Annotated in this window: 23 protein-coding genes, 1 other RNA gene and 1 pseudogene; 5 read left to right on the top strand and 20 right to left on the bottom strand. The window is 39.4% G+C overall.

Translation table 11 applies throughout. The features are described 5' to 3' along the window. Nucleotides 1-314: 314 nt before the first annotated feature. The 15 genes from NQZ71_RS08695 to spoIIIAA form a co-directional block, all read right to left on the bottom strand. Complete coding sequence (locus tag NQZ71_RS08695; protein WP_144452682.1) at nt 315-1,199, bottom strand: polyprenyl synthetase family protein; 885 nt, start codon at nt 1,197-1,199, stop codon at nt 315-317. Between the two features lie 4 nt (nt 1,200-1,203). Continuing rightward, entirely contained in the window at nt 1,204-1,434 is a 231-nt protein-coding gene (gene xseB, locus NQZ71_RS08690) for an exodeoxyribonuclease VII small subunit (RefSeq protein WP_127737503.1), read from the bottom strand. A gap of 7 nt (nt 1,435-1,441) precedes the next feature. After that, nucleotides 1,442-2,785 carry an exodeoxyribonuclease VII large subunit gene (gene xseA, locus NQZ71_RS08685; RefSeq protein WP_144452681.1) on the bottom strand — a complete coding sequence of 448 codons (1,344 nt, stop codon included), beginning with the start codon at nt 2,783-2,785 and terminating at the stop codon, nt 1,442-1,444. Nucleotides 2,786-2,898: 113 nt separating this feature from the next. Next, nucleotides 2,899-3,288 carry a transcription antitermination factor NusB gene (gene nusB, locus NQZ71_RS08680; protein WP_144452680.1) on the bottom strand — a complete coding sequence of 130 codons (390 nt, stop codon included), beginning with the start codon at nt 3,286-3,288 and terminating at the stop codon, nt 2,899-2,901. Nucleotides 3,289-3,583: 295 nt separating this feature from the next. Further along, a complete protein-coding gene (locus NQZ71_RS08675; protein ID WP_127737500.1) occupies nt 3,584-3,991 on the bottom strand; it encodes an Asp23/Gls24 family envelope stress response protein in 408 nt (135 codons plus the stop codon). 14 nt (nt 3,992-4,005) lie between these two features. After that, on the bottom strand, nt 4,006-5,364 hold the full coding sequence (gene accC / locus NQZ71_RS08670) for an acetyl-CoA carboxylase biotin carboxylase subunit (RefSeq protein ID WP_144452679.1): 1,359 nt from the start codon (nt 5,362-5,364) through the stop codon (nt 4,006-4,008). 16 nt (nt 5,365-5,380) lie between these two features. Further along, nucleotides 5,381-5,857, bottom strand: coding sequence for an acetyl-CoA carboxylase biotin carboxyl carrier protein (accB, locus tag NQZ71_RS08665; protein ID WP_144452678.1), 477 nt, complete (start codon nt 5,855-5,857; stop codon nt 5,381-5,383). A gap of 237 nt (nt 5,858-6,094) precedes the next feature. Continuing rightward, nucleotides 6,095-6,673, bottom strand: coding sequence for a SpoIIIAH-like family protein (locus NQZ71_RS08660; protein ID WP_260055380.1), 579 nt, complete (start codon nt 6,671-6,673; stop codon nt 6,095-6,097). 13 nt (nt 6,674-6,686) lie between these two features. Beyond that, nucleotides 6,687-7,379, bottom strand: coding sequence for a stage III sporulation protein AG (spoIIIAG, locus tag NQZ71_RS08655; protein ID WP_275005869.1), 693 nt, complete (start codon nt 7,377-7,379; stop codon nt 6,687-6,689). Between the two features lie 7 nt (nt 7,380-7,386). Beyond that, the gene (gene spoIIIAF, locus NQZ71_RS08650; protein ID WP_127737495.1) at nt 7,387-8,007 is read right to left on the bottom strand and encodes a stage III sporulation protein AF; all 621 of its coding nucleotides are present in this window, start codon (nt 8,005-8,007) and stop codon (nt 7,387-7,389) included. A 14-nt stretch (nt 8,008-8,021) separates the two neighbouring features. After that, entirely contained in the window at nt 8,022-9,236 is a 1,215-nt protein-coding gene (gene spoIIIAE / locus NQZ71_RS08645; protein ID WP_144452675.1) for a stage III sporulation protein AE, read from the bottom strand. A gap of 29 nt (nt 9,237-9,265) precedes the next feature. Continuing rightward, nucleotides 9,266-9,658, bottom strand: coding sequence for a stage III sporulation protein AD (spoIIIAD, locus tag NQZ71_RS08640; RefSeq protein ID WP_182103747.1), 393 nt, complete (start codon nt 9,656-9,658; stop codon nt 9,266-9,268). 11 nt (nt 9,659-9,669) lie between these two features. Beyond that, nucleotides 9,670-9,876: a stage III sporulation protein AC gene (spoIIIAC, locus tag NQZ71_RS08635; RefSeq protein WP_127737492.1), complete on the bottom strand. Its 207-nt coding sequence runs from the start codon at nt 9,874-9,876 to the stop codon at nt 9,670-9,672. Between the two features lie 17 nt (nt 9,877-9,893). After that, the gene (gene spoIIIAB / locus NQZ71_RS08630) at nt 9,894-10,409 is read right to left on the bottom strand and encodes a stage III sporulation protein SpoIIIAB (RefSeq protein ID WP_144452674.1); all 516 of its coding nucleotides are present in this window, start codon (nt 10,407-10,409) and stop codon (nt 9,894-9,896) included. Further along, nucleotides 10,410-11,333, bottom strand: coding sequence for a stage III sporulation protein AA (gene spoIIIAA, locus NQZ71_RS08625; protein WP_144452673.1), 924 nt, complete (start codon nt 11,331-11,333; stop codon nt 10,410-10,412). It abuts the gene before it with no gap. Between the two features lie 196 nt (nt 11,334-11,529). Here spoIIIAA and NQZ71_RS08620 point away from each other — a divergent pair, with 196 nt between their 5' ends. From NQZ71_RS08620 to NQZ71_RS08610, 3 genes and pseudogenes are all read left to right on the top strand, one after another. Next, complete coding sequence (locus tag NQZ71_RS08620) at nt 11,530-12,900, top strand: alkaline phosphatase (protein ID WP_317011678.1); 1,371 nt, start codon at nt 11,530-11,532, stop codon at nt 12,898-12,900. A gap of 105 nt (nt 12,901-13,005) precedes the next feature. Beyond that, nucleotides 13,006-13,413 (top strand): annotated as a pseudogene (locus NQZ71_RS08615) (M23 family metallopeptidase); the annotation flags it as partial. Continuing rightward, the gene (locus tag NQZ71_RS08610; protein ID WP_317011736.1) at nt 13,393-13,596 is read left to right on the top strand and encodes a LysM peptidoglycan-binding domain-containing protein; all 204 of its coding nucleotides are present in this window, start codon (nt 13,393-13,395) and stop codon (nt 13,594-13,596) included. The pseudogene NQZ71_RS08615 and the gene NQZ71_RS08610, both read left to right, overlap by 21 nt. Nucleotides 13,597-13,649: 53 nt before the next feature. On the opposite strand, the gene ssrS is transcribed toward NQZ71_RS08610, so the two are convergent. The 4 genes from ssrS to NQZ71_RS08590 all read right to left on the bottom strand — a co-directional run bounded on the left by ssrS (nt 13,650) and on the right by NQZ71_RS08590 (nt 16,216). Continuing rightward, nucleotides 13,650-13,840, bottom strand: a non-coding RNA gene (ssrS, locus tag NQZ71_RS08605) — 6S RNA. A gap of 59 nt (nt 13,841-13,899) precedes the next feature. Continuing rightward, entirely contained in the window at nt 13,900-14,457 is a 558-nt protein-coding gene (gene efp / locus NQZ71_RS08600; RefSeq protein ID WP_144452670.1) for an elongation factor P, read from the bottom strand. Nucleotides 14,458-14,477: 20 nt separating this feature from the next. Further along, nucleotides 14,478-15,539, bottom strand: a complete 1,062-nt coding sequence (locus NQZ71_RS08595; protein WP_144452669.1) for a M24 family metallopeptidase — start codon at nt 15,537-15,539, stop codon at nt 14,478-14,480. A gap of 134 nt (nt 15,540-15,673) precedes the next feature. Beyond that, nucleotides 15,674-16,216 (bottom strand): YqhR family membrane protein, encoded by a 543-nt coding sequence (locus NQZ71_RS08590; protein ID WP_144452668.1) that lies wholly within the window; start codon nt 16,214-16,216, stop codon nt 15,674-15,676. Nucleotides 16,217-16,432: 216 nt separating this feature from the next. Between NQZ71_RS08590 and NQZ71_RS08585 the strand changes: the two genes are divergently transcribed. Further along, on the top strand, nt 16,433-17,371 hold the full coding sequence (locus NQZ71_RS08585) for a DUF1385 domain-containing protein (protein WP_317011677.1): 939 nt from the start codon (nt 16,433-16,435) through the stop codon (nt 17,369-17,371). A 165-nt stretch (nt 17,372-17,536) separates the two neighbouring features. Continuing rightward, nucleotides 17,537-17,914, top strand: a complete 378-nt coding sequence (locus NQZ71_RS08580; RefSeq protein WP_144452666.1) for an SA1362 family protein — start codon at nt 17,537-17,539, stop codon at nt 17,912-17,914. Nucleotides 17,915-18,037: 123 nt separating this feature from the next. Here NQZ71_RS08580 and NQZ71_RS08575 read toward each other — a convergent pair whose 3' ends face one another. After that, nucleotides 18,038-18,922 (bottom strand): patatin-like phospholipase family protein, encoded by an 885-nt coding sequence (locus tag NQZ71_RS08575; RefSeq protein WP_317011676.1) that lies wholly within the window; start codon nt 18,920-18,922, stop codon nt 18,038-18,040. Nucleotides 18,923-19,123: the final 201 nt, after the last annotated feature.

The raw sequence follows: 19,123 nt of genomic DNA, 5'->3' as shown, positions 1-19,123 counted from the left end.
TAATCTTTTGTGTTATTAGTAGCTATACATGTTAAATATGTATTATACCATTCAACCAACCTTAATAGGAAGTAATTCTATATAGGTCTTACTATGTGGTTAAAGAATAGGTTGCTGCAATTAATCATTTCGAACCGTTTTCGCGTCAATAGTACATATAAGTTTATTTTAACATAAAGCTCCTAAAAATAACCGCTAACACAAAGTGATAACGGCCATATATCAGCATATTCTTCATGTATAAGGTTAAATCGTCTTGTATAAAGCGGTTTCTTCCTCACTATATACCCTTATTCTTCCTGTATTAAACACAGTCAGCTGTTGCGATTTCCGACTAAATCTGTCATTTCCTCCAAAAGCCCCGTTTTAAGTGATAGCTGATTAAGTTTTTCTTTAGCAGCACTTAAGTGGTATGTCAGCTCTTTCTTAGCACCGTCCATCGTTAAAAGTGCAGGGTATGTACTCTTATGATTATGCACATCACTACCAAGCGGTTTGCCAATCAGTTCTTCATCACCTTCAACATCCAAGATATCATCTCTTATTTGGAAAGCAAGACCTAAGTGGTAGGCAAAGCTTGTCAAAAGCTCCATTTGTTCCTTATCCGCACCTGCAAGGACTGCGCCTATCAGGATGCTTGCTTCAAGCATTTTCCCGGTTTTGTGGACGTGAATATATTCAAGGTCTTCTTTAGAAAGATTTTTTCCTTCGCCCTCTATATCTCCAACCTGTCCGCCAACCATTCCTTCTGCACCTGCAGCTTTAGCGATAATTTCGAGCACTTTTATCTTTGTTTCCGCATCAAATTTCATTGCGGTTACTAGCTGAAAAGCATATGTTAAAAGAGCATCACCAGCTAATATGGCAATTGCTTCTCCGTAAACCTTATGATTAGTTGGAATGCCTCTTCGCAAATCATCATCATCCATGCTTGGTAAATCGTCGTGAATCAATGAATATGTATGAATCATTTCAATTGCTGCTGCAGGAAGCATACCCGTTTCCGGATCTTTTCCGAATGCAGACATCGTCGCAAAGGTTAGCAATGGACGAATTCTTTTCCCTCCAGCAGAAAGCGAATAATGCATCGAGTCCAAGATGATTTCTGGCGCTGCCAGCTGTGATACGCTGTGTTTCAGTTCCTGTTCTACAAGTTTTTTATATTTTTCCGTAAAAGCTGTTAAAGAGAGACCAGACAATCGCTTATTCCTCCTCGTTTATGGAGAAAGCTTCTTTTTGCCCATTGTCTAAAACAATTTCTGCAAGCTGTTCTTCCACATTTTTTAATTTATCATGACAAAACTTAGACAGTTCCATGCCTCTTTTGTATGTATTAATTGCTTCTTCTAGAGGAACATCTCCCTCTTCAAGCTTTTCTACGATTTTCTCTAGCTCTTCCATCGCTTCTTCAAAAGATAATCCATTTTTAGCCATCGTTCTTTCACTCCTTAATAGATGTTACACGTGCCTCCACTGTTCCATCAGATAGACGCAGTTCAATTTGTTCATCCTCTTTTACCTGCTTGATGCTCGAAATCAATTTCCCCTCAGGAGAATAAGCCAGATTATAGCCTCTTTCCATAATTTTCAGCGGGCTTAACGCATCCATTTTCCCAATAATCGATTGGAACATATGTGATTTTTTCTGGTGTATTAGATTCATGTTTCGTACGAGGTTTTTTTCCAAATTAACTCTGTCTTTTTCTGCATTATGCAGCAGCTCTTGCGGATGACTTCTGCTAAGACGTCTCATGATTAACTCATGCTTTTCTTCTTTAAGCAAAAACAGTTTATTTATATTGCGCTGTAATAATTCATTTTGTCTGTCCAATTGCTCCATTTTTTGGTCAAGCAGCAATTTCGGATAGCGAAAAGCGTAGGATTTTTCCATTTTTCCGAGCCTGTGCTTTTCCTTATCGACCCTTTCCTTTGTTGCCCGAATTAATCTTGCTTTTCTTGTTAGCACCCTTTCCATAAGCTCCTCCATATGTGGGGCTGCCATTTCGGCTGCTCCTGTTGGTGTCGGGGCTCTTAGGTCTGCTACAAAGTCAGCAATTGTAAAGTCTGTTTCATGGCCAACAGCAGAAATAATAGGGATTGAAGAGGCAAAAATCGCGTTTGCTACCGTTTCCTCATTGAATGCCCAAAGTTCTTCAATGGATCCTCCACCTCTACCGACAATCAATACATCGATATGTGGGGTTTCCATGCTGTTAGCCTTGTTGATAGCTTTCACGATAGATGGTGCTGCTGCTTCTCCTTGCACAAGGGCGGGAAAAATGATAATTTTGGCAATTGGATATCGCCTTTTGATGGTGATAAGTATGTCCCTGATAGCTGCACCTGTTGGAGAAGTGATAATCCCAATCGTATCAGGATATTTAGGGATAGGTTTTTTATGGGCAGCAGAAAACAGTCCATCTGCCTCCAATTTCTTCTTAAGCTGCTCATAAGCCAAATACAGGTCGCCGATACCGTCTGGTCTCATTTCTTGGACATACATTTGATATTGGCCGCTTTGCTCATACACAGTAACAGAAGCCTTCACAAGGACCTTCATGCCGTTTTCCGGCTTGAATTTCATTCCTTGGGCACTTCTGGCAAACATGACAGCAAGGATTCTTGCCTTATCGTCCTTTAAGGTGAAGTACATATGCCCACTGCTATGCTGTTTGAAATTTGATATTTCTCCCTTAACATGGACATGCTGCAAATGGGGGTCGGCGTCGAATTTTCTTTTTATGTATTTCGTTAAAGCTTGTATTGATAAATACCTATTTTCCATTTTAAACGCTCCCTTACAGGATAAAAGGGAATGGCAGTGTATCTGCTTTCCCTTTTTTGTGTTCGCGTATCTCTATTTGTCAACGATTCTTTCTATTTCCCTCTACATAAGCTTTACAAACTGTTTTTGATTTTAGAAAGCAGTCCGTTAACAAACTTGCTGGACTTGTCGTCACCATATGCTTTTGCAATTTCTACCGCTTCATCAATGACAACATTTGCCGGCACTTCTTCTGAGCCATACACTAGTTCATAAACAGCAATTCTTAATAGATTTCTGTCTACATTGGCAATTCTGTCGATTGTCCAATTTTCCAAATGCTTGCTTATTTGCTCATCAATTGATATTTGGTGGTCTAGCACTCCATTAACAAGTGCAGACAGATATACATCCGGTTTTTCGCCATCAAGTGCATGGATGATTGCTTCATTCTTGTCTATTTCACTTAGGTCAATTTGAAATAACGCTTGAAGCGCCTTTTCTCTTGCCGTTCTTCTTTTCATTTCCTTTATGCTCCTTTAAACACTTGCATGATTAAAACATGCTTGTCCATTATTCTTTTAAAGAATCCATGTCTTGGACTCTTTATCATTATGTCATACGGCCATTTCCATATTACCATCTTAACATGCTAAAAAGATAATAGCATATATAGACAGAAACTTCTATTCGCCATTAAACTTTTGGAAACTTTCCGCACTAAAAAAGCTGCCAAGAGCCATTGCAGCTTTTTCTACACATAGCTTGGAACGCTATATGTAGAAAAAGTTAAGCATATCCTCAAAGCAGCTTATTTATTTACATCTCTTGCTGTGTTTCTGTATCTTGTTTAGCATTCTCAAACTGAACGCCAACCACATGTATATTAATTTCTTCTGCCACTAACGCTGTCATATTGAGCAGTGTTTGGCGAATATTATCTTGTATTTGCTGTGCGACTTGCGGGATGGAAATGCCAAAGTTCATTACACAGTAGACATCCACCTTTATGCCATCTTCAGCGAGCTCCACTTTAACTCCTTTGTTGTGCAGCTTTTTACCAAGCTTTTCCACAACTCCAGAAGCAAAGTTTCCTCTCATTTGGGCTACACCCTCCACTTCAGATGCTGCAATCCCAGCGATTACTTCGATGACTTCAGGAGCAATTTCCACTTTCCCCAAGCCAGTGTATTCCTGGTTCATATCTAAAATAGTTGATTCGCTCATTTTGGTTCCTCCCTTTAATCTTCAGATTTCATCAAATCATACATCTCTAAAAACTTTGTGTTGAAGTTTCCTTCCACAAATTTTTCATGATTAAGGAGTTTCAAGTGAAACGGAATTGTTGTATGAACGCCTTCAATAACGAATTCACTAAGTGCGCGCTTCATACGTGCGATTGCTTCATTTCTTGTCGCGCCATATGTAATCACCTTCGCGATCATACTGTCATAGTATGGCGGGATTGTGTAGCCTGGATATGCTGCTGAATCAACACGAACACCTAAACCGCCCGGAGGAAGATACATATTGATTTTTCCAGCTGATGGCATGAAGTTCTTTGCAGGATTTTCAGCATTGATACGGCATTCAATCGCCCATCCATTAAATTCAACATCCTTTTGTGTTACAGCCAATGGTTTTCCAGATGCTACTAGTATTTGCTCTTTTATTAAATCAATACCTGTGACCATTTCTGTAACAGGGTGTTCTACTTGAATACGAGTGTTCATTTCCATGAAGTAGAACTGTTGATTTTGGTAATCGTAAATAAATTCAACCGTGCCTGCACCGCTGTATTTCACAGCTTCTGCTGCCTTAACTGCAGCTGCACCCATTCTTTCACGAATTTCCTCTGTCAATACTGGAGATGGCGTCTCTTCCAAAAGCTTTTGCAATCTTCTTTGGATAGAACAGTCTCTTTCACCTAAATGAATTACTTGGCCATAGTTATCTGCAAGTACTTGCAGTTCAACATGGCGGAAATCTTCAATGAACTTCTCTAAATAAACACCAGCATTACCGAAAGCTGTTAAAGCTTCCTGCTGAGTGATGTTAATTCCATTGATAAGCTCTTCTTCTGTTCTCGCAACACGGATACCTTTACCGCCTCCGCCTGCAGTTGCTTTAATGATAACAGGATAGCCAATTTCCTTTGCAAGACTAATGCCTTCCTCAACATCTTTAATGATGCCTTGAGATCCTGGCACAATCGGAACGCCAGCTTCGCGCATTGTTTCTCTCGCAACGTCTTTTGTTCCCATTTTATTAATAGCTTCTGGACTTGGTCCCACAAAAGTTATGTTGCAATCACGGCAAAGCTCTGCGAAGTCTGCATTTTCTGCCAAAAATCCATAACCAGGATGGATGGCATCACTGCCAGTCAGCATTGCTGCACTGATAATATTTGTAAAGTTCAAGTAGCTTTCCTTAGAGGAAGTCGGCCCGATGCAAATAGCTTCATCTGCGAGCTGAACATGAAGGGCTTCTCTGTCCGCCTCTGAAAATACTGCTACCGTTTCAATATTCAATTCACGGCACGCTCTGATAATCCGTACCGCTATTTCTCCTCTGTTTGCGATTAATAGCTTCTTAATCATATGTTAAACCCTCTCTTTACAGAGCCTTCACTAAAAATAAAGGTTCACCGTATTCTACTAGCTCGCCGTCTTTGACAAGAATTTCAACAATCTCCCCTTCAACCTCTGCCGTGATTTCGTTGAATAGCTTCATTGCCTCTACAATACATACTACTGTATCTTTTGACACTTTATCTCCAACAGACACATATGCAGCTGCATCAGGTGTTGCAGATTGATAGAAAGTTCCTACCATTGGCGAAGTTACTTTATGTAAGTTCTCATTTGAGCTTACCGCAGGAGCTTGAGCCACTTCTTCTTGGACTACTTGTGCTGCTTGCGGCTGAACTGCTTGAACTTGCTGTGCAGGTGCACTTACAGCTGCGATTGCTTGAACTTCAGGACGATTTTTTTTGATTTCTACTTTTGCTCCTTCATTTTCATATACGAAGTCGCTAATGTTTGAATCGTTGATAAGGTTAATCAGATCCTTGATTTCTTCTATTTTTAACATGCTTTTGCACTCCTTCATTACAATTCTTTATGACTAGATACTAATATCATACGATAAGACCTTCTAATAGTTCAACCACTTCTATCATTCAGTATCATTTTTCTTGCAGTTTTTTATTCCTTCTGCTAAATTATCATACCATTTTCTGCAGAAAATAACTATTCACATCCTTTTTTCTTCTGACAAATATAAAAAAAAGGCAAAAAGGAAAGCTGTCTTCCCTTTTTGCCTTTTTTCTTATTTTGGATCGATTTTTACTGCAACAAAGGCATTTGGCTGATTTAAGTTTTCTCTAACTAATTGGACGATATCATTAGCTGCTTCAGCAGATAGCTCGCCAGCTTTTACAGTCACATTCACTTTTCCGTCAACAGCACGGACAAGAACATCATCATAATTTTCCGCTTTAATAAGCGTTTCCATCATTTTTTCATTATCAGACAGCTTTTGCAGCTCCTCAATTTTGTCTTGAGCCGCGCTTTTTTCCTCAGCTGTCTTTGCTTCTGACATTGTTTCAGTCAGCTGCTCTTCTTCTTTACTACGCTGTTCATCCAATTGTAATCTCATTTCTTCAAATACTTCATCTGAGGCAATAGTTGATACAGAGCTACCATCTTCTGCCGCTTGCTCTCCTTTAGCATTTTCAGTAGCTGCTTCTTCCTTTGCTGTATTTTCCTTTGCTGTATTTTCCTTTGCTGCATCTTCTGTTGCCGCAAATTCATTTGTCTGTTCTGGTGAAGTTGTGTAATACACTGTCAATACAACCACTAAGCTTAACATTGTCAATAACCATACCGTTTGCTTTTTCAATAACATTTATGAATCCCCCTTAATTTTGTTTTGCTTGAACAGATACCCGGTGGCTTGGGACATCCAATGCCCTTGTAACTGCCTCGACTATCATGCTTTTCACTTTTATATTTTCAGCTCCTTTTGCAATGACAAGAACACCTCTAATTGTCGGCTTCTTTGTTTCCACCACAATCGGAACTTGCTTATCTCCATTTGGCACTGTTACCAAACTCTCTTCTGAGGAGTTCTCTTCGACAGTTCGTTTTCCGCCCTGAGGATCCTCTTCTTGTGTTGTCTGGCTTGAATTGGTCTTATTCTTCTCATACACCTTCGTCTCAGAGCCATCAATATTGACATAAACAACTGCGTCCTTCACGCCAGCCATAGCGTTGATTGCCTCTTTTATCTGTTCTGTGTAGAGCTTTTCGTAATCAGTAATATCTGTTGACTTGCCTGATTTTTGACCAAATACCTCTTCTGCCTGGTCTGTGCTTGCTGTCTCGTTTTGACTGAATGCCGAGACATCTGCGTTACCATCTTTAAAGAACATATTGCTTAACAGCATTATGGCAGCCCCGAACAATACAACGATAATTAAATACTGGGCCTTCCCCTGCTTTTTGTTGTTGTTGCCAGACAGCATTTTTTTCAGAAAAGTGATTGGACCCTGTGGATTGTCCTTGTCCTTGGTCTTGGTCTTATCCTTATCCTTGTCATTGTCTTTTTCCATGTCTGCACTACTCCCCTCCTTTAGCTAGTATGGCGATGTCACCTTCTGGCACATCCCATTTACCTGATAGAAATGAAACAATATTAGCTGTATCCACTTGTTCTTTGTCACTGCTTTCTGGAAGGGGTTGCTGTGTATCAATGGATACAGGACTGACTGCTTCCACTGCCCCCTGTGACTCCTCATCCGCCTCCTTCAGGACTAGGACAAGTCTGTCTAAATTGTCTGGAAAGCTTTCTTTTGATTGATCATTTAACGATAGTTTAATGGAATCTATTTCGACACCGTAATCTGCTATCAACTCCTTGTTGGCATCCTCCTTCAGTTGGACAGCCATTTTTTCTAATGTATATTCATCAAGTGATGCTTGTATTTCTTTTTTTTGCGATTCTATCGAATTTTCTATATTTTTTTCTTCTGGAAGATTTGTAGTAGCCGCCTCAAGCACTTTCTCAAAATCACCTGAAACAAGCTTAAACACTGGTGTCAGGATAACGGTGATCAGCAAAAGACCACAAACGAGCTTTGCATATTTTTGAAATGTAGAATTCGGCAGCAGCATATCAATCACTGTAGCCAGCAAAACAAATAGAATGATATTAGTAACCCATTCTGTTATATAGCTCATATTAATCACCTACCTTATTTCATCATCATCGTCACATTGCTTGCGGCGATGATAACGGTAAGACTTAAAAAGAACATGAGAGAAACGATAGCCAAGGCTGCAAAAACATATAAAACGCTTTTGCTGATAATGTCTAAACAGTTGATAACAGGGCCGCCTCCAAGCGGCTGAAGCAAGGCTGCCGCAAATTTATAAATAATTGAGATTACTAAAATTTTCAATGCCGGAAAAGCAACAATTATCAAAAGAATGGCAACACCGGCAATCCCGACCGTGTTTTTCAGCAAAAGCGAGGCACTAATAACAGTATCAGCCGTATCTGTGAACATCCTGCCTATTACTGGAATAAAATTTCCTGCTACGAATTTAGCTGTACGCAATGTAATTCCATCTGTAACAGCAGTCGATATTCCTTGAACAGATAAGACGCCTAAGAAGATTGTCAAAAATATGCCAAGAATGCCAATGCTGATATTGCGAAGCAAATTACCTAGCTGCGTCACTTTATACTGACTTGATAAGCTGCTGACAATATGCAGCAATGTGGACAAAAACAATAATGGTAATACGACGTAGGAAATCAGCATCCCGCTAGTGTTCATTAGGAACAGAATAACGGGATGGAAAAACGCTGCCGATATCGCACCTCCTGATGCTGCCATCAATGCAAGCAGCAGCGGCACGAGCGCCAAAATGAAGCTTGTCATGGTTGTGATCGCCTCATTGGCATAGGTAATCGCGACGTGAAAGCTATTTAGTGCTAAAATAATCAAAACCATAAACACAATAGAATAGGCTACCTTACTAATGGAGCTGTTTTCAAAGGAGTTTTGCAGCATCTGTAGCAGCATGCTGAAAACAGTCAATAGAATGAGCGATCCGAGCAGCTTGCCATTCACGACAATTTCATGAAAGATAAACTTCGTTAAGCCAGAAAAAAACATACTGAAGTCAAAATCCTTTTCGCCTTTGATAAAGTCATAGAGACTTCCCTTTTGAATCTCTGGCAGATAGCCTCCATACTCATTCGTAATGCTTTCCCAAAAGCCTTTCAGCTCTGTTAAATCAAGACTGTCTATTTGGGATTGAACGACCTCTTCCGGGCTAAATGCCTGACTAGTTGCTGCTTCTTCTGTATCTTCTTGAGGAGATTCTGCTTGTACAACTGGATTAATGAATAAAAAGAATGTGAATAGGAATAATAGTACAATTTTTAGTTTCGTTTTCATTAGTTCACCTCAAGATTAAACATCTTACATTAATTCGGAATCATATTAATGATTGTTTCTACAAGGACTGTTAGGATTGGCACAGCCATTGCCAGGATTAAAATTTTCCCCGCCAATTCAATTTTGGATGCTATTGCACCTTGTCCAGCATCCTTTGTTATTTGAACAGCAAATTCAGCAATATAAGCAATTCCGATAATCTTTAAGATTGTTTCTACATATACGGTATTCACTTTCGCATTAAGAGCGATTCTTTCCACCATTTCAATGATGGAAGCAATTTGATCAACGAGAAAAAGAAAAATGACACAGCCGACAAAAACAACAAGCAAAAAGGCGATATTGGGTTTTTGCTCTTTTATGATTAAGGCTAAAAAGGTCGAAATAAGGGCAATTCCGACTATTTGAAGAATCTCAATGATCGTATCCCCCTTTATCCCTGAAATAAGAAAACCGATTTGATTTTTTGGAATAAGTCATCTACGATGTTGGCGACCATAAATAAAATATAGATAAAGCCAAATAATGTTACCCACTGTGCATACTCTTTTTTTCCAACCTGGTCTAGTATCGTGTGCAAAAAAGCTACAACAATGCCGACACCAGCTATCTTGAAGATAATATCCACCTCTAAACCCATTATGTCTCCTCCTAAACCTACATCAATAAAATGACAATCAATAGCCCTGAAAGCACGCCTAAGCTTTTAAACATTTTTTCATATCTCAATTGATGGTCTCTTGCCTCTTGCTCTTCTCTTTCAATATGCGTTAGTGTCAGCATAATTTGTTTTTGCTGGGAAGCCCTGTCATGTCTGCCGAGCGTTTCACCGAACTGCTTCATAATTTCCAATTCAGGCTTTTTCATTGCCGTCCTTTTCCAAATGTCATCAAGACAGGTTGTCCAAGCATCCCTTACCGTTGTTTCTTCTGTCATGAGCTTTTGCGAAAAATTTTCGAAAAAAGTGCTTAAGGGCTGATGGAGCTGCTCCGATAAACGTCTGGCCGCTTCATGCAGTGGTGTATGACCGTACATGATTTCTGCTTCTAAAGACTGCAAAGCCGATTTCAATTGCCTAAGCTGCTTCGGTCTTTCACTAAATGATTTTGCTATTTCCATTCCGCCAAGGCTTGTGGTGGCTAAAATGATGATTGCACCAATTATTTTCATCATTTACATCACCTTCATTTCCCTTAAGATCTGTCCATTGCCATTTCTAATAGCACTAACAGTCCCAGGGCCGTTTGCCCTATTCAGCTCTACATATCTTTCAAAAATTCCCGATTCAATAATCGGTTTAAGTGTTGGTCTGTTTTTAATTTCCTCAAATGAAGTCCCATGTGTAGTCATAATTAGCTGAATGCCTGCATTTACAGCTTCTAATATCGCCTCTCCATCCTCCTTGCGGCCAACCTCATCGACAACAAGGACATTTGGACTCATAGAACGGATCATCATCATCATTCCTTCTGCCTTTGGACAGGAATCAAGAACATCTACCCGTGTTCCAAATGTCATTTGAGGAATGCCATCCAAGCATCCAGCTATTTCAGACCTTTCGTCGACAATCCCGACCTTAAGGGCTGGGATTTTGTGCTTTGCATTTCCTGTTGAAGCAATTCTCGCTAAATCTCGTAATATCGTTGTTTTTCCTGTTTGCGGTGGCCCAATAATCATCGTATGCAGCCATTTCGCCCCGTTATAGAGAAACGGTGCGAATGGTTCTGCAGAGCCAATTTTCTCCTTTGCTATTCGCACATTAAAGGAAGCAATATCCCTAATCGCCTTGACTGAACTTTCCTCTAAGATAACTTTACCTGCAAGACCAACGCGGTGGCCGCCTTCGACGGTGATGTAGCCCCTCTTCAGCTCTTCATCCATTGTATAAACAGAGTAATGACTGAGTTTATTAAGAAACTGAACGGCATCCTCCTTCGTCATTTCCATATCGATAAATCGAACACCGTCATGTAGAGATATTTCCAATGGTCTCCCAATACGGATTCTGATTTCTTCTATTCGCTCTCTTTCATCAGGAGAGAGTGTGAGTAGTTGATCAGCTATTTTTTTGGGCAAGAATGAATAGAATGTGTTCACAGCGCTTTTCTCCTTTTTTAAGGTTGTCCAACTCAACTAAAATCACTGGCTTATAATGCGACTTATTAAAATGTATGCACGAAGAACAATATTATGACTGCCTGTTCTCGTTCTTTAGCAGTTTTATAAATACGACTAAAAAGCTCGCAGATTCCAAAAGCTATAAGAAACATTTACTTAAAAAGGAGTCTTTTGAATGAAAACAAAATTAGTTCACTGTATCTGTCTGCTTCTCGCTATTTGTATGGCTTTTGGAGGCTTGCCTTATGCTGCTAAAGCAGCTAATGGTCCGAAAAATGTCATTCTTCTGATTGGAGACGGAATGGGTCTTGGCCAAATGGAAATTGCGAGCCTATTTGAGCATGGAAAAGAAGGCAGGTTATTTTTGCAAACACTGCCGTACACCGCCCTTGTCAAAACGTACTCTGCAAATAATAATGTGACGGATTCTGCAGCAGGAGGAACTGCCATCGCTATTGGGAAAAAAACAAACAATGGCATGATTGGCATGACGAAGGATGGCAAGGACTCTCCAAGTATTCTGGATGTATTTAAGGCTAATGGAAATAAGACGGCAATTGTTTCGACTAATAGTGTGACAGATGCCACTCCAGCAAGCTTTACAGCTAGTGTTAAGGATAGATGGGCAGATCAGGAGGAAATTGCGAGACAGCAATTGAAAAACAACATTGACGTCGTAATGGGCGGCGGAGCGATGTACTTCGGGAAAAATAGGGAGTTAATAGAAGCATACAAAGATCGAGGATACACGTTTGTCACATCAGAAAAAGAGCTTGCCTCATCAAATGGTGACAAAATACTAGGTCTTTTCGCTAGCAAGCACCTTTCCTTTAAACAAGATCGAAAGGAGCTAAAAAGCACGGAGCCAACATTGACAGAAATGGCTGGTAAAACAATTGAAACACTTGCAAACGGTAATAATGGATTCTTTGCAGTTATAGAAGGAGCGAGAATTGATCACGCAGCTCACTCAACTGATATTCCGAGTATATGGAAAGAAACAATTGAATTTGATAAAGCAGTCAAATACTGTGTGGAATGGGCGCAAAAACGGAAGGACACTTTAGTGATTGTTGTAGCAGATCATGAAACAATGGGGATTTCGGTGACAGAGCCGATGGACATAAAGGCATTAAAAAACATTCAAATAACACCAGAATTAATGGCACAAAAATTAACGAAGGCAGCAAATACAAAAGATTATACAACGGAAAGTATTATGGAGTTGTTTCAAAAATACGCAAATATTAAGCTAACAAAAGAAGAGTTGGCGCAATTTAAGGAAAGAATAAAAAAGCAGGATGGAAGTATTTATCCGGAGCAAAAGGTCGGCAGAGAAATAGGAAGAATCATTGCCAGGCATTATCATGCTGGCATACTGGATGGCACTACACAGCAGCTTAGCAGAACAACGGGAGGTCATACAGGTAATATGATTGCTTTATTTGCTTATGGAAAAGGTGCAGAAAAGTTCCATGGAGTCATTGATAATACAGATATTTCAAAGATTATTGCTAATATGAAAGGCTATGACTTTGGAAATTAAGCATGTACAAAAGGTACAGCAACCTTAGGCTGTGCCTTTTTCTTTTTAAAAAGAATTAGTGTCCAAGCTTCCCTCCTCTTTTGTACATAACATATCTTGGAGGTGATTTCCATGTTTAGGCGACCAACATCCGTTACCAATCTCAGCAACCCTTTCCGAACTACTGGTTCTAACAAGCACTTTGGAGTCGACTTTGCGAAGTCTGGCACAAACCCGATTGCAGCTGCAGCTGATGGGACTGTTTCTCGCTCCTATGTTTCCTCAAGCTATGGGGAGTGCATCATGATTGTCCATCAGGTTGGTGGGCAGGTTTGGGAAACTGTTTATGCTCACTTGCGTTCTGGTTCAAGAAGGGTTTCTGTTGGTGAAAGAGTCAAAGCTGGACAAACTATCGGTGTCATGGGCAACACTGGCCAATCGACAGGACAGCATCTGCATTTTGAACTTCATCGTGGAAGATGGAATAGCGCTAAATCAAATGCAGTCAATCCAATTCCTTATTTAGATGAAAACCAAAACCAGCAAAGCACTGCTCCAAGCAAACCTGCTAAATCTTATACGATTGCAGCCGGTGATACACTGTCAGCAATAAGCCAGCGATACGGTGTCTCGGTTTCTGCTCTTGCTGAAGCGAATAATATTCAAAATATAAACCAAATTTATGCAGGTCAAAAGCTTATCATACCGGAAAGCTAACTGCATAAATAATTTAATTTCCACAAAAAAAAGAAGAGAACAATGTTCTCTTCTTTTTTGCCGCATTTGCCGCTTAGGTGTATGGAGTTTCAAAACCTGCTCCACCAGGTGGGTGTTCGCAAAAGATTTCTTCATATGTCCTAATGAGCTAATCATAAGGCATGCTGATCCTTCTTTAATATAGAACTCCCTAATTAACGATAAAGGTTGAAACTTCATACGATAACGTACAACGCAGCGATTATATTTATATAATACAGCATCCATACATGAAACGCAAATGGTAAAAACCGTAAACTGAAATTACGCGCGAGATACATAGCTCGCTTCAGCTGTATTGATAATCAATTTGTCGCCTTGGTTGATGAAGAAAGGAACTTGCACAGAAAGGCCAGTTTCTAAAATCGCAGGCTTAGTACCGCCAGAAGCAGTGTCACCTTTAATACCAGGCTCTGTTTCTGTTACTTCAAGCACTACTGTATTTGGAAGCTCAACACCAAGTGTTTCTGTTTGGTACATCATGATATAAACTTCCATATTTTCTTGCAAGAACTTCAATTCATATTCAATTGCATCTGCAGAAAGCTCAATTTGGTCATAAGATTCTTGGTCCATGAACACATGTTGGTCACCGCTTGCATACAAGTATTGCATTTTACGGTTATCAATTTGTGCTTTCGCAACCTTCTCGCCTGCTCTGAACGTTTTTTCTTGAACTGCTCCTGTACGAAGGTTTTTTAATTTAGAACGTACGAATGCAGCGCCTTTTCCTGGTTTAACATGTTGGAAATCCAATACACGCCAAATTCCGTTATCCACTTCAATTGTTAAACCTGTTTTAAAATCGTTTACTGAAATCATAAATGATCCTCCTGTTAATCCTATAAAATAATCAATTCTTTTGGTGAATGGGTTAAAGCTTCATTATGATCATCTGTTATGATAGTATCATCCTCAATGCGAACCCCGCCCAGACCTGGAATATAGATGCCTGGTTCAACCGTTACAACCATGCCTGACTCAAGAACTGTCTCCGATTTAGAAGAAAGTCCTGGTCCTTCATGGACCTCTAAACCGATTCCATGACCTGTAGAGTGGCCAAAATATTCACCATATCCATGTGCACTTATGTAATCGCGCGTCAATGCATCAGCCTGAATGCCAGTAAGTCCCGGTTTAATTCCTGCCATTCCTTTTAACTGAGCTTGGAGGACAATATCATATATTTCCTTTAGCTTTTCGTCTGGTTTGCCAACGGCAACTGTTCTCGTAATATCAGACACATATCCTTTATAATATGCCCCGAAATCCATTGTCACAAAATCGCCTGCTTCGATTAACTTTTCTGATGCCACACCATGTGGCAATGCAGATCTAGTTCCAGAAGCAACAATCGTGTCAAAGGACGATGATACCGCACCTGCTTTTCTCATAAAAAACTCTAATTCATTCGATACTTCCAGTTCAGTCTTCCCAACCTTAATGAACTCAAGGATATGGGCAAAAGCGGCATCTGCGATCTCCGCTGCTTCCTTTAATATCTTAATCTCTTCCCTACTCTTAATCAAGCGTAACTTTTCCACAAGACCAGAAACAGGAACTAGTTCGCCTTTAAATACAGCTTCATACAGTCTGTATTCCGTAAATGTCAAGTAATCCTGTTCAAAACCAAGCTTCTTGATCCCTAGTTTTTCTGCCTGCTCTGCCACTTCCTTTTGAATAGGACCGCTGTGCTTTACAATGTCAAAACCAACACATTGACTTGCAGCCTGTTCTGTATAGCGGAAGTCTGTAATGAATTTAGCTCCCTCTCCACTGATTAACACCACACCAGCAGAACCTGTAAAGTTACTGATATAGCGGCGGTTATAATTGCTGGCAATAACAATGCCATCCACACCAGCAGTTGCTAAAGCTTCCCGTAATTTCGTTAATTTCTCCATTAAGGTTCTCTCCCCGATACTAATTATTTACTAAAATTTTATTCCACTAAAAAGATAGAATTTATGTAAAAGCTTCTGAACATTGGCAATGATAAAAAAAGAATGCTCATGTAGAACATTCTATCATAGATTAATTATCCTTCACTACCCGAAATGTTCGCCTCACGTTTGTTTTCTTTTTGTTTTTTCGTCCTAATTTCACTTTCTTCATAAGAAATCGTATAGCCGACAAATACTCCCCAAAGCACATAAAGACATATAGAAGTGATTATCGTATTTAAACTAAGCTGCATAAATGGCTTGATGCTCGGAAAAATTGGATTTAAGATGATGAAAACAACGCCAAATACCATTATTCCAAAACCGACGCCAATATAAAAGGACTTAAATTTTCTAAGTAAAAGATAATACCCAAATGCTGCCATTAATGAAAAAAATCCGATTGCACCAATACTAATAAGTGTTCCAAGCCAACCAGTTTTCCAGCTTCCGATTGCCCACGGCTCCAATATGACATTTGGTCTTATTTCCGTCATATTGAAATAATAAGCGAGAAATCCCATGAAGGACCAAAATATCCCCCCAAATAGCCCTGTCCATATAACAAGTGTAATGAAATGCATAGATGGCTCTTTTGCTATTCCACTGTGATTTTCCGCTTCTTTTTCCTTTGTCATTTCCATATGCCTCCCGCTATGAATATTTTATCTTTCTTCTCTGTTAACAAGACCTATAAATTACTTAAAATTCGTTAGGCTAGTTGTTTCTCTAAATTTTTAGTAATATGTAAATAGGGGAATTATAGTGATGGAACAACATATCCATCCAACAGAGAAAACAATTAATCATTTGCTTTTCCACCCTAATTTAACCTGAGGTTGGTGTAAATATTCATGTCAAATGAGCAAAAACCAGTATTCGGAGGACAGGCAGTAGTTGAGGGCGTCATGTTTGGCGGCAAAAATCATTACGTGACTGCAATAAGACGCAAGGATCAATCCATTGATTATTTTCATTTGCCGAGAAAACACAATCCGAAGCTGACCAAACTAAAAAAAATCCCCTTCATAAGAGGGATTGTCGCTATTATTGAATCAAGCGGGAATGGGACAAAGCATTTAAACTTCTCAACAGACCGCTATGATGTCGACCCAAGCGAAGACGTCCAGCTGGAAGAAAAAGAACCATCCAAAATGACGATGATTTTAGGAGTTGCAGCAATTGGAATCCTTTCCTTCCTGTTTGGCAAATTCATCTTTACATTAGTGCCTGCCTTTTTGGCGGAATTTTTTAAGCCTGTTATCAGCGGACACGTTGCTCAAATATTACTCGAAAGCTTCTTTAAGCTGCTTCTTTTACTTGGTTATATTTACTTTGTTTCACTGACTCCTCTTATTAAACGCGTATTTCAATATCACGGAGCTGAGCATAAGGTTATAAATGCATTTGAAAATGGCAAAGACATTACAGTAGAAAATGTGCAAGCACAGTCAAGACTTCATTATCGTTGTGGAAGCAGCTTTATATTGTTCACTGTATTTGTTGGTCTGTTTCTGTATTTACTTTTCCCAACAGACTCCTTTATAGAACGGATATTAAGCAGAATTGCTTTAATTCCTGTTGTCCTTGGTATTTCGTTTGAAGTTCTTCAATTAACCAATAAACTTCGCGATATTCCTGTATTGAAATATTTAGGCTTGCCAGGTCTTTGGCTGCAGCTTTTAACAACAAAAGAGCCGACTGACGATCAGGTGGAAGTAGCCATCTATTCCTTTAAGGAATTAAAGCGCAGAGAAGAAGAATCGGAAAAAGCCATTCTTGCAGCGGATTAACACCGCTAAAATCAGGGGATATAACTTAACAAAAGGCTTTTAAAAAAATCTTTTGTCTAGCGCTTCATTAAAGCAACAAATTTATATGATGTGAATAAACTTTTTTTAATAGAAGTTTAAAAGTTGTAAAAAATGCTCATCATGCTTTTAGGGAGGTGGCTTTTCTTGAAGAATCGAATTCCTTTTCTTGTTATTGGGATTGTCTGCTTATTAGCTTTAATAGGATTAGTATCATCAGTCGTTTCCAATCCTGTTGGGTTTATGCAAAACATACTTTCATTAGTTGTTATTGGACTACTCATCTGGTTTATTGTTAGACGATTTTACAAAGCTAGCCCTGAAAGAAAAGAGCAAAAGGCTTTTGTTAAAGCGGCAAAAAGATCAAAGAAAAGACAACAGCACACAAAAGGAAAAATATTGCCTAAACAAGGTGCTCAAGCAAAAACAGCAACCTTCAAGGGCAAAAAAAGAAGCGCAAGCAGTGCACACTTGACTGTTATCGAAGGAAAAAAGAGCAAAAAGAAAAACCGGGCAACATTTTGACCTGTTTTAAAGAAGGCAAATCCCTGCATCCTTTTTGCCTAATATAAATGCTTCTAATTTCAAAATAAGCCAAGTGCCGTAAAAAAATCGACCTACTCCAATGGGCAGGCTCGATTTTTTTTTTTAGTACGTCCATGTTCGCAGGAATTTCTTCGCATAATCCCTTCCAAACTGAATTATTTCTCCTTGCTTTTCTTTCGTTAAAGTAAACTCTGTCGTCATGACTCCTTCTGACGGGATAAATATAATATTTTTTTCATGCTTTCTCGAAATATATCTGGAATCATGTGCATCCTTCATTGTCTCAAACATCGCACCAAACAAATGAAAGGCATTTTTAATCATATGCTTCGGGTGTTCTGACTGCTTATGGCTAAGCCTTATCCCAATTACTGGTCTTATCTTCTTAACATTCTCTTTATCAAACAGCCACATCGGAAAATTACTGAGAACTCCGCCATCCACAATAATGCTTTTGTTTTGCTTTGTGCCAAGGGCTACAGGCTCAAAAAAGAACGGCAAACTGCAGCTCATTCTAATTGCTTTTGCTACAGAGAAACTGGCTGGTTCTATCCCATATTTAGGCAGATCATCTGGAAGCACTAGCATGACTCCATTTGTAATATCAGAAGCAATTACTCTTAAAGAATCCTTCGGTAGGTCTGAAAATGTCCTGATTCCCTTATCTGCTAGCTTTTCCTCCAGCCATTTCTCTAAGGCAATGCCTTTATATAAACCAAGTCGCCAATACAAAAACAGCCATTTCGTAAAAGGAAAAGGAATGAGAAGCTTTCTTTCGTCCAATAATGTGGACAAGTCAAGCTGCTCGAGCATCCCGGCTATTTCTTTACCAGTATATTTAGCGGCCACAAAAGCAGCCACAATGGAACCAGCACTTGTCCCTGCTACTCTCTCAAACGTAAAACCCTTTTCCTCCAACACTTCGTATGCCCCTATTAAGGCAAGACCTTTTATGCCTCCTCCTGAAAAAACGCCATCAATGTGCATAATGCCTTCTCCCCTTTTATTGCAGCATTGATACACTTTAATCTTCAAATCAGAAAAATAGTACAGCAGGCAAGCCATTTATTTAATAAATCCACAACACACCATTGATTTTTTTACAGTCGTGACGTTCATCCAATCGCAGGTAGACTAATGCACATATATTATGATGAACAGAATTAGAAAATGCAGGAGGTAAGCATC

This window comes from Niallia taxi (assembly GCF_032818155.1).
GTDB classification, from domain to species: Bacteria; Bacillota; Bacilli; order Bacillales; family Cytobacillaceae; genus Niallia; species Niallia taxi_A.
Note: the sequence above shows the minus strand (reverse complement) of the source record. Positions and strands in the feature narration are given on the sequence as shown.

What these genes read in the sequence shown, in the direction of transcription:
- nusB (WP_144452680.1), bottom strand. Translation starts at nt 3,288, where the DNA reads ATGAAAAGAAGAACGGCAAGAGAAAAGGCGCTTCAAGCGTTATTTCAA.
- NQZ71_RS08675 (WP_127737500.1), bottom strand. Translation starts at nt 3,991, where the DNA reads ATGAGCGAATCAACTATTTTAGATATGAACCAGGAATACACTGGCTTG.
- NQZ71_RS08620 (WP_317011678.1), top strand. Translation starts at nt 11,530, where the DNA reads ATGAAAACAAAATTAGTTCACTGTATCTGTCTGCTTCTCGCTATTTGT.
- spoIIIAF (WP_127737495.1), bottom strand. Translation starts at nt 8,007, where the DNA reads ATGAGCTATATAACAGAATGGGTTACTAATATCATTCTATTTGTTTTG.
- NQZ71_RS08595 (WP_144452669.1), bottom strand. Translation starts at nt 15,539, where the DNA reads ATGGAGAAATTAACGAAATTACGGGAAGCTTTAGCAACTGCTGGTGTG.
- spoIIIAE (WP_144452675.1), bottom strand. Translation starts at nt 9,236, where the DNA reads ATGAAAACGAAACTAAAAATTGTACTATTATTCCTATTCACATTCTTT.
- spoIIIAG (WP_275005869.1), bottom strand. Translation starts at nt 7,379, where the DNA reads ATGGAAAAAGACAATGACAAGGATAAGGATAAGACCAAGACCAAGGAC.
- spoIIIAC (WP_127737492.1), bottom strand. Translation starts at nt 9,876, where the DNA reads ATGGGTTTAGAGGTGGATATTATCTTCAAGATAGCTGGTGTCGGCATT.
- NQZ71_RS08575 (WP_317011676.1), bottom strand. Translation starts at nt 18,922, where the DNA reads ATGCACATTGATGGCGTTTTTTCAGGAGGAGGCATAAAAGGTCTTGCC.
- efp (WP_144452670.1), bottom strand. Translation starts at nt 14,457, where the DNA reads ATGATTTCAGTAAACGATTTTAAAACAGGTTTAACAATTGAAGTGGAT.
- spoIIIAB (WP_144452674.1), bottom strand. Translation starts at nt 10,409, where the DNA reads ATGATGAAAATAATTGGTGCAATCATCATTTTAGCCACCACAAGCCTT.
- NQZ71_RS08590 (WP_144452668.1), bottom strand. Translation starts at nt 16,216, where the DNA reads ATGACAAAGGAAAAAGAAGCGGAAAATCACAGTGGAATAGCAAAAGAG.
- xseA (WP_144452681.1), bottom strand. Translation starts at nt 2,785, where the DNA reads ATGGAAAATAGGTATTTATCAATACAAGCTTTAACGAAATACATAAAA.
- xseB (WP_127737503.1), bottom strand. Translation starts at nt 1,434, where the DNA reads ATGGCTAAAAATGGATTATCTTTTGAAGAAGCGATGGAAGAGCTAGAG.
- NQZ71_RS08660 (WP_260055380.1), bottom strand. Translation starts at nt 6,673, where the DNA reads ATGTTATTGAAAAAGCAAACGGTATGGTTATTGACAATGTTAAGCTTA.
- accB (WP_144452678.1), bottom strand. Translation starts at nt 5,857, where the DNA reads ATGTTAAAAATAGAAGAAATCAAGGATCTGATTAACCTTATCAACGAT.
- accC (WP_144452679.1), bottom strand. Translation starts at nt 5,364, where the DNA reads ATGATTAAGAAGCTATTAATCGCAAACAGAGGAGAAATAGCGGTACGG.
- NQZ71_RS08585 (WP_317011677.1), top strand. Translation starts at nt 16,433, where the DNA reads ATGTCAAATGAGCAAAAACCAGTATTCGGAGGACAGGCAGTAGTTGAG.